The 14,677-nt window shown below is 65.4% G+C and carries 10 protein-coding genes and 1 pseudogene; 2 read left to right on the top strand and 9 right to left on the bottom strand.

All coding sequences use genetic code 11. The features are described 5' to 3' along the window. Positions 1–18: 18 nt before the first annotated feature. A pseudogene (locus R1Z03_RS24980) lies at positions 19–857 on the bottom strand (DMT family transporter). A 185-nt stretch (positions 858–1,042) separates the two neighbouring features. Between R1Z03_RS24980 and R1Z03_RS21470 the strand changes: the two are divergent. Beyond that, the gene (locus R1Z03_RS21470; RefSeq protein ID WP_317354921.1) at positions 1,043–1,912 is read left to right on the top strand and encodes a LysR family transcriptional regulator; all 870 of its coding nucleotides are present in this window, start codon (positions 1,043–1,045) and stop codon (positions 1,910–1,912) included. Between the two features lie 66 nt (positions 1,913–1,978). On the opposite strand, the gene R1Z03_RS21475 is transcribed toward R1Z03_RS21470, so the two are convergent. Then, positions 1,979–3,598: a methyl-accepting chemotaxis protein gene (locus R1Z03_RS21475; protein ID WP_317354924.1), complete on the bottom strand. Its 1,620-nt coding sequence runs from the start codon at positions 3,596–3,598 to the stop codon at positions 1,979–1,981. Positions 3,599–3,885: 287 nt separating this feature from the next. On the opposite strand from R1Z03_RS21475, the gene R1Z03_RS21480 reads away from it, so the two are divergent. Then, positions 3,886–5,820 (top strand): propionate--CoA ligase, encoded by a 1,935-nt coding sequence (locus tag R1Z03_RS21480; RefSeq protein ID WP_317354927.1) that lies wholly within the window; start codon positions 3,886–3,888, stop codon positions 5,818–5,820. A gap of 68 nt (positions 5,821–5,888) precedes the next feature. Here R1Z03_RS21480 and R1Z03_RS21485 read toward each other — a convergent pair whose 3' ends face one another. The 7 genes from R1Z03_RS21485 to R1Z03_RS21515 form a co-directional block, all read right to left on the bottom strand. Continuing rightward, the gene (locus R1Z03_RS21485; protein ID WP_272569271.1) at positions 5,889–7,082 is read right to left on the bottom strand and encodes a sugar MFS transporter; all 1,194 of its coding nucleotides are present in this window, start codon (positions 7,080–7,082) and stop codon (positions 5,889–5,891) included. A gap of 31 nt (positions 7,083–7,113) precedes the next feature. Then, on the bottom strand, positions 7,114–7,716 hold the full coding sequence (locus R1Z03_RS21490) for a DUF1349 domain-containing protein (RefSeq protein WP_272569272.1): 603 nt from the start codon (positions 7,714–7,716) through the stop codon (positions 7,114–7,116). Positions 7,717–7,718: 2 nt separating this feature from the next. Next, positions 7,719–8,372, bottom strand: coding sequence for an HAD family phosphatase (locus R1Z03_RS21495; RefSeq protein ID WP_317354933.1), 654 nt, complete (start codon positions 8,370–8,372; stop codon positions 7,719–7,721). Further along, complete coding sequence (locus R1Z03_RS21500) at positions 8,372–9,049, bottom strand: dihydrofolate reductase family protein (RefSeq protein WP_272569274.1); 678 nt, start codon at positions 9,047–9,049, stop codon at positions 8,372–8,374. Before R1Z03_RS21500 ends, R1Z03_RS21495 begins: the two co-directional genes overlap by 1 nt. A 37-nt stretch (positions 9,050–9,086) precedes the next feature. Beyond that, complete coding sequence (locus tag R1Z03_RS21505) at positions 9,087–10,106, bottom strand: alcohol dehydrogenase catalytic domain-containing protein (RefSeq protein WP_317354936.1); 1,020 nt, start codon at positions 10,104–10,106, stop codon at positions 9,087–9,089. 7 nt (positions 10,107–10,113) lie between these two features. Next, positions 10,114–10,305, bottom strand: coding sequence for a hypothetical protein (locus R1Z03_RS21510; protein WP_317354939.1), 192 nt, complete (start codon positions 10,303–10,305; stop codon positions 10,114–10,116). A 463-nt stretch (positions 10,306–10,768) separates the two neighbouring features. Continuing rightward, positions 10,769–14,662, bottom strand: coding sequence for an EAL domain-containing protein (locus R1Z03_RS21515; protein ID WP_317354942.1), 3,894 nt, complete (start codon positions 14,660–14,662; stop codon positions 10,769–10,771). Positions 14,663–14,677 lie beyond the last annotated feature (15 nt).

The following is a 14,677-nucleotide window of genomic DNA, read 5'->3' on the forward strand; positions in this document are numbered from 1 at the left end:
CCAAGTCGCATGGCCGGGCTATCGGGTCTTGATGACGAAGAGCGCCAGAGCCATCAGGCCGACGCCTGCCAGTTGGGTCGCGCTCAGCATCCGGCCGTAGACCGCCCAATCCAGCAGCACTGCCGTCAATGGATAGACATACTGCAGCACAGCGACCCTGCCCAGAGTCAGGCAGGCCATTGCCGTGAACAAAATGGCATAGGCCGGACCGGTATGCAGCACGCCCAGTCCGGCCAGCCAGGCCCATGCGGCGGCGTCCGAGGGCCAACCATGTGCCCATGGAACCCATAGCAGCACCAGCGTTCCCACCGCGCACTGCCACCACGCCAGCGCGAACGGGGTGACGACCTTCTCTGTCTTGGCGATGATCGTCACGCCCGCATAGCTGAGCGATCCGCCCAGGCACATCAGCAAACCCGTCAGATAGTCCCCCCCCCCGATGCGCCGGCCACGGAGCCACTGCCCCACAGGCCAGTCGTCAAGACCAGACCGCCCAATGCCACGGCGGTTGCGGTTTTCTGTGCCGCAGTGACATGCTCGCGGAGCACCAGCGCACCGAACACCATGATCCACACCGGCTGAATGTGGAAGACCACCGTCGCGACGGCAATCGACGTGCGCGGTATGGCGGCAAAGAACAGCGCCCAGTTCACGACCATCAGGCAGCCCGTCGCGCAGACGATCCACCCGCTGCGACCGCGCAGGGGAAGCTCTCTCGTTCGGCCGGTTGCCATGCCCCATGCCAGCAACGCCAGCGCTCCGAATGCGCAGCGAAACAGCACGGTCACCAAAGGGTGTTGATTTGCCTCTTCGACGAACACGCCGACGGTGCCCAGCAGCAGGCCGCCCGCGATCATCAGCCATTGGCCCTGCGCCTCCCGCTTGGCACAAGCGCCCACGTCGCAGGGTAGCGATGGTTGAAACGTGGCGGAAGGCTTGTGGTCCATGTCCCGATGCTCACGCCGCAGCGGGCTGCCGTAAAGCAAATAGTTCGATCGCTTAGTATTCGACAATCGAATTCAAAGAGGATCGAGCGCATTCAATGACCTACCCCGATCTGCAAATCGACTGGCTGCGCGCCTTTGTGGCGGTCGTGGATGCGGGCTCGCTTTCGGCGGCAGCACCCCTGGTTCACCGCTCCCAGGCGGCCGTGAGCATGCAGATCAAGAAACTGGAGGCCGCCCTGGAACGGCCGGTGCTGCTGCGCGGGCCGCACCACCTGCAACTGACGCCAGCGGGCGCCGAGCTGCTGGGCTATGCGCGCCGCATGCTGGCCCTTCAGACGGAGGCGCAGACGGCGCTTTTCGGGCCGGACCTGTCCGGGCGCGTGCGGCTCGGCGTTCCCGATGACTATGCATCGACCTACCTGACACCGGTGTTGCGCAGCTTTGCGGGCCGCTATCTGGGGGTGGAGATCGAGTTGACCTGCGAGCAATCCACTTCGCTCATCCCCAAGGTGGTACGGGGTGAGTTGGACCTGGCGCTCGTGTCCCGCGACAAGCCGAAACGGGGCCGGCTTCTCTTTCAGGAGCCCTTGGTCTGGGCCGGCGCTGCGCAGCATGAGGTGTGGCGCAAGACCCCGCTGCCCATTGCCGTCTACGAGGAAGGCAGCATGGCCAGGACCGCGGCGCTGTCCAGCCTCGCGGCCCATCGCCGGGCCTACCGCGTCGTGTACCACAGCTCGAGCCTGGCAGGACAACTGGCCGCGGTGGAAAGCGGCCTTGCCGTCGCGGTCTTTACCCACTGCAGCGTGCCTGCCCATCTCCAGGTATTGCAGAACCTGCCCGCGGGATTCGAGCTGCCGCCCTTGATTTCCATGGAAGTGGCCGCGCTGCGCAGCAAGGCATCCAGGCACTCCGCGGCAGTGGACGCCATGGAAGAGCAACTGCTGAAAACGCTGGCCAGGCCATAGGCCCGGCGCCTCGATGGCGTGCGGTTTCGGCAAGCGGGTTGTCAGCCGGCCTGCACCTGCGCTCTCTCATTGAAGGCGCGGCGCTCCCGACCCCGAGGCCGCAGCAAGCGCCCCCCGTGCCAGTCCCGCGCTGCCCATCGCATTGAGCCGGAACCGCGCCACCGTCGCCGCCAGGCGGCTGGCCTGGTCGTTCAGGCTTTCCGCGGCGGCTGCGGATTCCTCCACCAGGGCCGCGTTCTGCTGGGTCATCTGGTCGAGCTGGTTGACGGCGGTGTTCACCTGGCGGATGCCGTCCGACTGCTCGGAGGTGGCAGCGGTGATCTCCCCGATGATGTCGCTCACGCGCTGCACGCTGCTCACGATCTCTTCCATGGTCGTGCCCGCGTCCTGCACCAGGCGGGAGCCGGCCGCCACCTTCTCGACCGAGTTGCCGATGAGGGCCTTGATCTCCTTGGCTGCGTCGGCCGAGCGGCCGGCCAGGCTGCGCACCTCGCTGGCCACCACCGCGAAGCCGCGGCCCTGCTCGCCGGCCCGTGCGGCCTCCACGGCGGCATTCAGCGCCAGGATGTTGGTCTGGAAGGCGATGCCGTCGATCACGCCGATGATGTCGCTGATCTGGCGCGAGCTCTGGTTGATCTCGTCCATGGTGGAGACGACCTGGGTCACCACCTGCCCACCGCGCGCGGCCACTTCGGCGGCCGAGGTGGCGAGTTTGTTGGCGGTGGCGGCGGAGTCGGCCGACTGGCGCACGGTGGCGGTCAGCTCCTCCATGGAACTGGCGGTTTCCTGCAGGTTGCTCGCGGTCTGTTCGGTGCGCTGGCTCAGGTCGGCGTTGCCGGTGGCGATCTCGCGCGTGGCGGTGGCGATGGAGTCGGCCACGTTGCGCACCTCCATCAGCGAGCCTTCGAGCGCGCCGCGCATGGAGGCCAGGGCGCGCAGCAGCAGGCCAGTTTCGTCGGTGGCGTGGCGGCCGTGGTCCTGGCCGGTGAGGTCCATGGCCGCGATCTGCTCGGCCACTTGGCGCGCTTCGGCCAGCGGCCGCGTGATGCTGACCGTCAGGCGCCAGGCCAGCAGCGCCGCCAGCAGCAGCGAGCCCACGCACAAGGCGGTCAGCAAGCCGGTGGCGGCCTGGCTGGCCGCGCGGATGCGCTCGCCCGCCGCGTCCAGTTCGCTGCGCTGCAGGTCAGCCATCCTGGCCATGGTCTTTTGCAGGTTGGCCGAAGCCGGCTCGTAGCGTTCGGTGAACGCCCGGGCCGTCGCATCGGCATTGCCTTCCTTCTTGAGCCGCGACACCTCGTCGCGGGTGGCAAGGTACGCCTTGCGGTTCTCTCCGATCTGCGCGAACAGCGCCCTCTCGGCGTCGCTGTCCAGCATCTTTTCGATCTGCTGCTGAAGCGCCGATGACTGCTTGCTCGACTCGGCCGCGGTGGCGGCGAAGAAGTCCGCCAGCGACGGGTCGCTGCTCTTGGCGATGGCGGCCACGCGCTGCGCGCCGTTGGTGATGTTGCGATACCAGTCGCTGGCGGCCCGCTCCTTCGCCAGCGACGTGTTGAGCATGGTGTTCATTTCCTGCGTGACGGCCCGGAGCTGGACGATGCCGTACAGGCAACTGACCAGAAACAGCACCAGGATGGTGCCGAGCACGAGTGCCAGGCGGCGGCCGATGGTGAAACGGGTGGGTGTCATGAAGGTGCCTTCCAGGACGCTGAGCCAGAGGAAATGGGAAAACAGGGCCTCGGGTGACTGGGGTGGATGCCCTTGCCCGATGTTTCAAAGTGTAGGTGGGCCGTGCGCCAAGGTGGGGAGGGCAAACGAGAGCATGGCGCCTCGCATGGCGGAATTCGCTCCATTGCGACAAGGGTTGGGGGGCCGGTCAGTGGGCACGGCAAGCTGCAGCGCTGTCAGGGCGGCGTCGGGATCCCTGGGCAGAATGGCGCGGTCCCGGCAAAAGAACGATCCCAAGGAGACAAGCCATGCCCCGTTACGCCGACTTTCACCGCCGGTCCCTCCACGACCGCGACGCCTTCTGGGCCGAACAGGCTCGCCTGATCGACTGGCACACCCCGCCGCAGCAAATCTGCGACGACAGCGATCCGCCGTTCGCGCGGTGGTTCGTGGGGGGCCGCACCAACCTGTGCCACAACGCGGTGGACCGCCACCTGGCCCACCGGGCCGGCCAGCCGGCGCTGATCGCCGTCTCCACCGAGACGAACACCGAGCGCACCTATTCCTTCGCCGAACTGCATGCCGAGGTGCAGCGCATGGCGGCCGCGCTGCGATCGCTGGGCGTGGGGCAGGGCGACCGCGTGCTGATCTACATGCCGATGGTGGCCGAGGCGGTGTTCGCCATGCTGGCCTGCGTGCGCATCGGCGCGCTGCACTCCGTGGTGTTCGGCGGTTTCGCGGCCGCGTCGCTCGCCACGCGCATCGACGACGCCGAGCCCGTGGCCATCGTGAGCGCCGACGCGGGATCGCGTGGCGGCAAGGTGGTGCCCTACAAGCCGCTGTTGGACGAGGCCATCGCCCAGTCGCGTCACCCGCCCGCCGCCGTGCTGCTGATCGACCGGGGTCTGGCGCCCATGGCCCGGCAGGCCGGCCGCGACCACGACTGGGCGGCGCTGCGCGAGCAGCACCTGCATGCCGAGGTGCCCTGCGAGTGGGTGGACGCCACGCACCCCAGCTACACGCTGTACACCAGCGGCACCACCGGCCGGCCGAAGGGCGTGCAGCGCGACACGGGTGGCTATGCGGTGGCGCTGGCGGCCAGCATGCGGCACATCTTCGGCGTGGGCGCTGCAGAGGGCGGTGCAGAAGTCGCCGCTGCGAACCCCGGCAACCCCGGCGTGTTCTTCGCCACCAGCGACATCGGCTGGGTGGTGGGCCACAGCTACATCGTCTATGGCCCGCTGATCGCCGGCATGGCCACGCTGGTGTACGAAGGCCTGCCCACCCGGCCCGATGCGGGCGTTTGGTGGGGTCTGGTGGAAAAGTACCGCGTCACGCACATGTTCTCCGCGCCGACGGCGGTGCGGGTGCTCAAGAAGCAGGACCCGGCCTTTCTGCGCCGGCACGACGTGTCCAGCCTGCAGGGCCTGTGGCTGGCAGGCGAGCCGTTGGACGCGCCCACGGCCGAGTGGATTGCCCAGGCACTGGGCGTGCCCGTGATCGACAACTACTGGCAGACCGAAACCGGCTGGCCCATCCTCACCCTGGCCCGCGGCGTGGAGCCGCAGGCGGCGCGCCTGGGCAGCCCGGGCCGGGCGATGTACGGCTACGACGTGAAGCTGATCGACGAGACCACGGGCGAGGAGCTCACCGGGCCCGACCAGAAGGGCGTGCTCGCCATCGAAGGGCCGCTCCCTCCGGGTTGCCTGCAGACCGTGTGGCGCGACGACGAGCGCTTCGTGCAGACGTACTGGCAAAGCCTGCCCGGCCCCATGCGCTACAGCACCTTCGACTGGGGCATCCGCGACGCCGACGGCTATTACTTCATCCTCGGGCGCACCGACGACGTGATCAACGTGGCCGGCCACCGCCTGGGCACGCGCGAGATCGAGGAGAGCATCGCCGGCCACCCGCAGATCGCCGAGGTAGCGGTGGTGGGCGTGGCCGATGCGCTCAAGGGCCAGGTGGCCATGGCATTCGCCGTGGTGCGCGATGCGGTGGTGCTTACCGATGAAGCGGCGCGCCTGCGGCTGGAGGGCGAGGTGATGCAGCAGGTGGCCCAGCGCCTGGGCGCGGTGGCGCGGCCGGCGCGCGTGCACTTCGTGGCGGCACTGCCCAAGACGCGCAGCGGCAAGCTGCTGCGCCGCGCCCTGCAGGCCGTGGCTGAGCGGCGCGACCCGGGTGACCTCACCACGATGGAAGACCCGGCGGCGCTGCAGCAGGTGAAGGAACTGGTGGGCTGACGGACCGATTCGCCAGAAGATTGGAGGCCACCGCACCGGGTGGCCGATAGGGGGAACCGGCTTTTGCGTCAATGCGCCAGGGCCGGTGCCTGCCTGCGCGACCGCCGAGACATCCACAAGAGCAAGCCGATCATGCCCGCCGGACAGAGCGCGACGGCCAGCAGCCCGATGTGGATTTCCGAGTATTCGATGATGATGCCCACCAGCCAGGGGATCAGGCTGCATCCGGCATTGCCGAAAGCGGTCAGCACACCGAACATGGTCGCCCCACCGCGAGGGTAGGCGTCCGCCGTGATGGCCAGCATCGTGGGCCACAGGCAACTGCCCGAAAACCCAGCGGCAATGCTGGCGGCGATGGCCACGGCCGGGCTTGGCGGAAAGCTGATGATGAAGAAAAGACCGATGGTCACGGCACAGCAGCCCAGCATCAGGGAAATCGGCGCAATGCGTTCATGCAACAGGGCCGCGGCCATTCTGCCGAGTGCCATGCCGACGGAAAACCCGGCCAGCGCAAAGCCGCCCACTTCCTTCGAATACCCCAGCCCCTGCTCCGCATAGGTGGGTAGCCATTGCGACAGCCCCGTTTCCGTGGCGCCCCCGAGAAAGATGGCGATCAGGCACGCGATGAAGTAGGGCTGCTTGATCAGCTGGGGCATGGCTTCCCGTTGCGCGTCTTCCTGGATCAGGGGCGGCAGCCTCAATCCGAGAAACAGCAGGAAGGTGACGATCGGCGCGATCGTGATGCCCAGAGCAACCATCCGCCACGACACGTCCCATTTCAGGCCGATGCTGGCAATCAGCACGGCACCCACCGCCCCGACGCAGAAAAACGCATGCAGCCAATTCATGGCCGCGCTGCGGCGTTCGGGCTGGAGTGCGACCACGATGGGACTGAGGATCATGTCCAGTACGCCAGCGCCGAATCCCATCACGGCGACGGCAAACAGCAAAAAGGCGTAGGAAGGGGCAAAGCCGACCAGGACCAAGCCGGCGGTGGTGGTGATGAGCCCAAAAAGAATGATCCGCTTGGCATCGCCTCGGTCCGCCAAAGGCCCGGTCACCAGGATGGCAATGATGAAGCTGAGAAACATGATGGCCGGGATTCGCCCCAGCTGCTCCGCGGTCAGCCCGCCCTGTTTCCCGAAGGTGTCGCTGAACGTGGTCAGGTACACCGGCAGAAAGTTCAGGGCAATGGCCAGGCACATCATGGCCGCGTAGCAGACGTAAAGCGCGCGCCGGTTCTGATCGACTGAAGTTTTCATGGTGAATAGGGATATGGGTATGGCTGCTGTCTCAGAAGCGGGTGGAACCGTGTTCTTTCCAGAGGCATTCCGTCCACTCGATTTCCGAGAAATGCGCCTCGAATGACGAGTCGCCCGGGCTGCTGGCGAAGAACCCGAATCGAACGGCGCCTTGCGCATGGAATAAATGGAACATGCGCATCATGCTGAAGCGGATTCCATCGGAGGAGTTTTCAAGTAGAAAATCGCTGCCCCTTCGGCTCAGCCGGTAATGCATGGTTTGCGTGGTCCGGTCATAGTTGGCCATGGACCAGTCTGAAAAACCATGGTTGGTCACGACGGCGAACAATTGCTGAAAGCCGTTGCTCTGGTATTCGATACCGCTCTTCATCCAGGTGTTTTTGTCCTGGTAGATGAACAGGCCGCATTGGTCGAAGTGCACTTTGGAATCGAAGGCAACCTTGGCCTTCAGGGTCCAAAATGGTTCCTCGCTGGAAAGGACGAGCGCAGGTGCGTTGTCGTATTCCAGCCCGTAATAGGTACCCTGCCAAAAATCCGTATCCGGGGTGGTGCGAATGACGATTTCCTGATCGGTGATGGAAGACGACGCCGGTGGATTGATCCAGTTCAAATCCGCGATGTTGAATTTTTTCATTTTCATTGCTCAAGAAACCACTTCGTGATCTCGTCATGGTGGCGCACATGCCGATCCGCCGCGCTCAAATCCTGAAGTCCCGAATGGGGGTTGACGAATCCGATGCAGAACATGCCCGCGGCTTTGGCAGCGGCCACACCGTGGCTTGAATCTTCGATCACTGCACATTCGTGGGGAGCGACACCCAGCCGGCCGGCTGCCAAAAGAAAGATTTCGGGGTCGGGCTTGCTGTTTTTGACGTCCGTTCCACACACCACACGATCGAAAAAAGGCAGCAGCTCGGTTTTCCGCAAAATGACTCCCACCAGTTCAGCGGGCGAAGACGAAGCCACGGCGCAAGGTATTTCCGCTTCTTTCAACTTGACGAGAAAATCCGGCACGCCGGGCATGGCCGAAAGGGGGGCCATGCCCATGGCCCGAACCACCTGCTTTTGGTGTTGTGCCATCAAGAAATCCAGCGGCTCGGCCAGCCCATGCTCCGCCTTGATGGTGCTCCACATATACCGCTGCGTGGTTCCCACGAAACGCGACAGCCCTGCCGTGTCGAGGGTCACGCCGTAGCGGGCGTAGGAAAGCCTTTCCTGCTCCATATAAAGGGGTTCGCTGTCAACCAGTACCCCGTCCATATCGAAAATAACGGCGCGGATTTCCGGCATCAATGCGTCCTTTGCGGTGCCAGCTCGCGCTTGAAATGCATGAGGTTGTAGTTGGAGCGCGCATCGAAGGCATGTAGCTTGAATGACTTGGTCATTTCGATGTTTCGATAACCTTCGCCATCCGTCAGCGTGGTCGTTTCCGAGCCGCCGATGATGATGGGCAACTGCATGAGGATGATTTCGTCCACCAGGTCGAGATCGAAAATCTGCCAATTCAACTGGCCACCGCCCTCGACCATGATGTGCCTGATTCCGCGCGCTTCCAGCAAGGGGAAAAGCAGCTTGAAATCCACCTGCGATGCACCGACGAAAATCACTTCCTTTCCCTGGGCGCGAATCTGCTCCACCATCTCGTGGTCGCGCGCCTGCTCCGTCGTGGCGATGATGGTTTCTTCAGGCGAACTCAGGACCTTGGCGGACACGGGAAAGTCCAGCGATGTCGTCGGAATGATGCGGATGGGGTTGCGCCCGGCCTCATAACGGTTGGTCAACTGGGGATCGTCAGTGACGATGGTTTTGCGACCGACCATGATGGCGTCCACCTCACCGCGAAATTTATGGATGAAGCGCATGTCGTCATCGTTGAAACGCTGGAACAGCGCCTTGCTCGATGCCCCATTGCCCCCCAACGTCAATTTGCCGTCGATGGAAATCTGGCTGAATACAGTAACCTTCACGATAACTCCCTATGGTTTTTTGATGGCTGGCTGGGGTTTAAAGGTATTGCGGGTTCGGCGTGAACACGCCCTTGATGGTGGGCACGGACGGGTCATTCAATAACCCATCGAATGCCGCGGCGTAAGCCTCCAGTCCGTAGCGGTGCGTTACCAAGCGGCCCAGCTCGGGCAGCATTTTTGCCATGCGCAGTGCGCGGGGGAAATGCTGGTTGTATTCGCCGGCTGAAATAATGCTGATGGCGTTGACAAGAAAATGCTTGACGGGCAGCGGGTACTGATAATTGCCGTTGAATCCGAAAAGGACGATTTTTCCGCCCCGGCGAATGTATCGAGCGGCCGTGCCGAGCTGATTGCCAACGGTATCGATGGCGGCGTCCACATGGCCTTCCTGCATGCGGGCCTCAAGGTCGTCGGGGTGCATGACCTCCAATCCGAGCGAACGGCCGAATGCGATCCGGTGCGGATTCAGATCGGTGGCGAGGGTCTGAACGCCCATCGCGCGCAAAAGCAGTTGTGCGACCAGGCTCATGGGGCCGGAGCCGAGCAGCAAAACCCTTTGGCCTGCCTGAATCGCTGCCTGGTCGATGTTGTTCAAAATGCAGGCGACGGGTTCGATCAACACGCCAGTCTCCCAGCTCATGTCGTCGGGCAGGGGATAGACGAACCGCTCGCGGGTGGTGAAGCGTTCGGCAAAGGTGCCATGCTTGTTGACCCCCGCGATATTCAGCGTTGCATTGGCGCCGCCATTGCAAAGGTGGGTTTGGCCGGAGGCACAGAATTCGCAGGTTCCGCAGTATTCGTTGGGATCCACCACCACCCGCATTCCGGTGCGCAGGTATTTGACGCCTGCGCCCACCCTGGTGATCACACCGACTGCCTCGTGGCCGCGAACCACGCCGATTTTCCCTTCCTCCCGGCCGGACAAGACCGCCAGGTCGGTGCCGCAGATGCCTGACAGGACAATATCGATTTCCACGCCATCGACTGCAAATGCATCGATGTCGTGATGGGTGATCAAACCCAGTTTTTGCTGATCGATCAAACCAAGTGCGTTCATACCGTCTTCATACCTCCGAATGATTTTTTTGCGAAAGCCAGGCCGGAATCCGCATTGGCATGGCGTGGCAGACCATGGGTGAAACCGCCAGTTGCAGCGTCAGTGATTCATTGATAACTTTTGCATTGACAGGGGTGCTGCCATTCTTCCTCTGGCGAAATCTCCCCGTGTCAATGGCATTTAAATAAATGGCATTCAAGGCAATTTCACTCCGGCTGCTTGTGAATCAAATGCCCTGCGATACTTTATCCCAGTTGATATCCAAAATATTTTATTCAGAGAATGAATATTTTAAATATCAACAATATTCTTATGGCATTAATCAATATTGCCTTATATGTATTTAAATCATTCTTGTTTTTCAGAATGAAATGGCCGGAGCGGGGGGTGCCGGCCAGGCGAGGCCCTCCGCTTGCCGTGCTGCGCGAGCCAAAGGGGCGTTGAATGGGGCGCCTTGTCGGCACCCTGCGGTGAACCAGGCCGGTCACCTGGCTGGAATCGCCATCACGCCATACCGCCGATTGCTACTATTTGTATAGCAATATGCCCTAGTGGATATTGCGCTGAAGGCCTTTTTGATCCGAGGCTCAACGCGGCATGCGGTCGCTAAGCGACGCCGTCCGGTGCCAAGTTGGCCGGTTTCTGGCGGAACCGGCTTGGCGTCAAAGCCCGCGGCGCGGCTGCCAGCCTTCGGGCGCCTGCCATTGCCCCAGCCACTGCGGCAGTTCATCGGCCGGCATGGGCCGGGCGATGCAGTAGCCCTGCGCCAGCGCGCAACCCATCTGCAGCAGCATCTGCCCCTGCTCCACGGTTTCCACGCCTTCGGCGACGATGGAGTAGCCGAACGACCGCGCCAGGCCGATCACGCCCTGCACGATGGCCAAGTCGCCCGAGTCGGTCATCATCCCGTGCACAAAGCTCTGGTCGAGCTTGAGTGTGTCCATGGGCAGGCGGCGCAGGTAGGTGAGCGACGAGTACCCGGTGCCGAAGTCGTCCAGCGACACCGTCACCCCCAGGTCGCGCAACTGTTGCAGCTGCAGCGCGACGTGGCCGATGTCGTAGAGCGCCGCGCTTTCGGTGATCTCCATGTCCAGCAGGCTCGCGGGCACGTCGGGCCGCTGCGCCAGGCGCCCGGCCAGCCAGTCGGCAAAGCCTTCGCGCTGCAGGTGCTGGGCCGAGATGTTGACGCTCACCGGTAGCCGCAGGCCGGCGCGCATCAGGGCGGCGATGCAGTCCAGCGCGGTGTCGACCACCCATTCGCCGAAGACCGTCTCCAGGTCGGTGCCGTCCATCAGGTGCAGGAAGGCGCCAGGCGACAGGGTGCCGCGTTGCGGGTGGTGCCAGCGCGCCAGCGCCTCGGCGCCCACCACCGTACCCCGGCGCATGTCCACCTTGGGCTGCAGGAAGAGGGCGAACTCGCCCGCCACGATGGCATCGCGCACCTTCTCGCCCTGTTCGCGGTGGCTCTGCAGCGCGCGCTCCTGCGCGGCGTCGAAGGCGTGGAAGCGGTTGCGGCCGGATTGCTTGGCCGCGTACATGGCCTGGTCGGCGTGGCGCAGCAGGGCATCGGCGTCCGCGTCGTCGTCGGGGTAGATGGTGTAGCCCACGCTGGCCGTCACCGTCACCGCCACCCGCTCGGTGCCCAGCGTGTAGGGCGCGGCCACGCTTTCCATCACCCGGCGCAGCAGGCGCTCGCCGTCGGCGCGGGTCGCCAGATCGGGCAGCAGGATGACGAATTCGTCGCCACCCAGCCGCGCCACGCAGTCCACGGGGCGCAGCGCCCGCGTGAGTCGGCCGGCCACGATCACCAGCAGGCGGTCGCCCGCGTCGTGGCCGAGCCGGTCGTTCACGGGCTTGAAACCGTCCAGGTCGAGGTAGGCCACGCCCAGCAATTGGCCTCGCTCGCGCGCCCGCGCCATGACCTGCTGCAGCCGCGTGGCCAGCAGCACCCGGTTGGGCAGGCCGGTGAGCGCATCGAAATGGGCGAGCTTTTGCAGCAGCTCTTCCTGCACGCGCTGGCTGCTCACGTCGATGCCCACGCCCAGCATGCGCTGCGGCCGGCCGGCCTCGTCGTAGTCCACGATCTTGCCCAGGTTGCGCACCCAGCGGCCGGGCCCCTGGGGCAGCGCGATCTGCCAGGTGGCGTCGAACGGCGTGGCGGGGTGGGCGGTGTGGCGCGCCAGCTCAGTGGTCACCGCCTCGATGTCGGCGGGCGCCATGCCGGAGGTCCAGTGCACGGGCAAAGCGTCGCCGGTGGCGGGCGGCAGACCCTGCAGGTCGCGCCAGCGGCGGTCGCCGGTGAGCGATCCGGTCTGCAGGTTCCAGTCCCACAGCCCGATGGAGGCGGCCGAGATGGTCAGCGACAGCAGCGCCTCGCGCTCGCGCACCTGGTCTTCCATGCGCTTGCGCTCGGTGATGTCGTGCCCCGAAAACAGCCAGGCCTGCACGCCGTCAATCTCGGTGGCGTGCATGGACTGCAGCACCGTGCGCAAGCCGTCGTGGCGCGTGCGCATGGTGATTTCCACGCCGTTGACGGCGATGCGGTCCTGCACGGATTCCACCAGCGCCGCACGCACCTGCGGGGTGATGATGCCCAGCTCGACGGCGGTGCGGCCGATGGCCTCGTCCCGGGGAATGCCCAGCAGGGCCTCCCAGGCGGGGTTGACGTCGATGTAGGCGCCGTCCTCGCGGCGCGACAGGCCCATGGGGTAGGGCATGAGGCGGAACACGCGGGCGAAGCGGTCCTCGGACTGGCTCAGCCGCTCGCTGGCACGCCGGGATTCGTCGATGTCCTGGATCACGCCGCGCACGCGGGTGACGTGTCCGTTTTCCAGCACGGGCTCGGCGGTGGCGGTCACCCAGATGTGCCGGCCGTCGTCGGCCCGCTGGATCTGCACCTGCATGCTCCATTCGGCCCGGTCCACGATGCATTGCCGAAAGCGCTCGCGCAGGGCTTCGCGAAAGGGCGGCACCACGAACCGCTCCAGGTAGTCGGTGCGCGGCAGCGGCGCGTCGGGCGGCAGGCCGTGGATGTCGTACGAGACATCGGACCAGTACACCAGCCCCTCCCCGACGATGTGCTCCCACGCGCCCATGCGGGCCATTCGGCCGGCCTGCTGCAGCAGGCGGTTGGCGTCCATCAGCCGGGCGCGGCTGTGTTCCTCGGCCGTCATGTCGTGGAACACGAAGACGATGCATTCCTGGCCCGATACCGTCACGGGCCGCGCCGACATCAGCCCGGGAATGGGCCGCTTGCCGCGCTGCGCCACCATGGGCATGCGGTCCACGTAGCCGTCGCGGCGGTGCAGCGCCACCATCTGCGCGCGCTGCTCGGGATGGGCCCAGATGTCCAGTTCGGTCGAGGTGCGGCCCACCGCCTGTTCGCGGGTGTAGCCCAGCAGCTCGGTGAAGGCCTCGTTCACATCCAGGTAGCAGCCGTCGGACAGGCGCGCCACGCCGGCGGGGTCGGGCAGCATCTGGTAGATGGTGGTGTACTTGACCTCCGACAGCCGCAGCGCCTCCTGCATCTCGTGCAGCGAGGTCACGTCCAGGTCCATGCCCACCAGGCGCAGCGGCCGGCCGTGCGCGTCACGCTCGGCCACCTGCCCCCGGGCGATCACCCAGCGCCAGCGGCCATGGATGTCCTGCATGCGGAATTCGGCATTGAAGCTGTCTTCGTGCCCCTCCATCGTGCGCTGCAGGTAGGTGGCCAGGCGGGCGGCGTCGTCCGGGTGGCGGCGTTCGTTCCAGCGCTGCCAGTCGCTCGCGTCGCGCGCGGCTGCGCCAGCGCCACGGCGGGTGTCCCTGTCTTCCAGCCCGAAGGCCTGGTAGAAGCTGCCGCGGTAGGAAAACCGGCGTTGGGGCACATCCCACTCCCAGCGGCCGCCGCCGGTGGCATCCAGGGCCATGAGCAGTTCCTGCTCCTGCTGGCGCAGCGTCTGCAGTGCCCGGGCCCGGCCGCACAGCAGCTGCGTGCCCCCACCGAGGATCAAGAAGCCCATGCCATAGCGCCAGGGCAACTGCTGCAGCCAGGGCATCAGGTCGCCCTCCAGCAGGAAGCCCGCCGGCCCTTCGCGCCAGAACAGCATGCACGGCGGCAGGCAGGCGGCCACGGCGACGATCACCACCCACAGGTTCAGGCCCGTGGCCTGCCGCACCCCGCGCCACAGCAGGCCGATGGCGAACACGGCGCCGATCGCGCCCAGCCCGGCAGGCAGCGGCCCGGCCGACAGCCACCAGAAGCCGACGGCCGTGACCCCGGCCGCCAGCGCCCCGGCCAGCGGGCCGAACATCACCGTGCACACCGCCGTCACCGTGGGATGGGGCAATTCGGCATACAGGGGGTCGAACGCCCGGGTGAACACCATGATCAGCACGGAGGCCAGGCCCCCGATCAGCCCGGCCTGCACCCGCGTGCGCCGCGATGGCTGCAGCAGTTCGGCGCCGGGCAACAGCGCCAGCACCGCGATCAGCAGAAGGTGCAGCCCGCCGAGGAAGAAGATTTCATAGCCCATCGTGCGGCGCCGAAGGGAGAACACCTTGGCGGCCCATGGCACGGACCCGGACAGGAC

The sequence above is a fragment of the Acidovorax sp. BLS4 genome (assembly GCF_032929295.1).
GTDB lineage: Bacteria > Pseudomonadota > Gammaproteobacteria > Burkholderiales > Burkholderiaceae_C > Paracidovorax.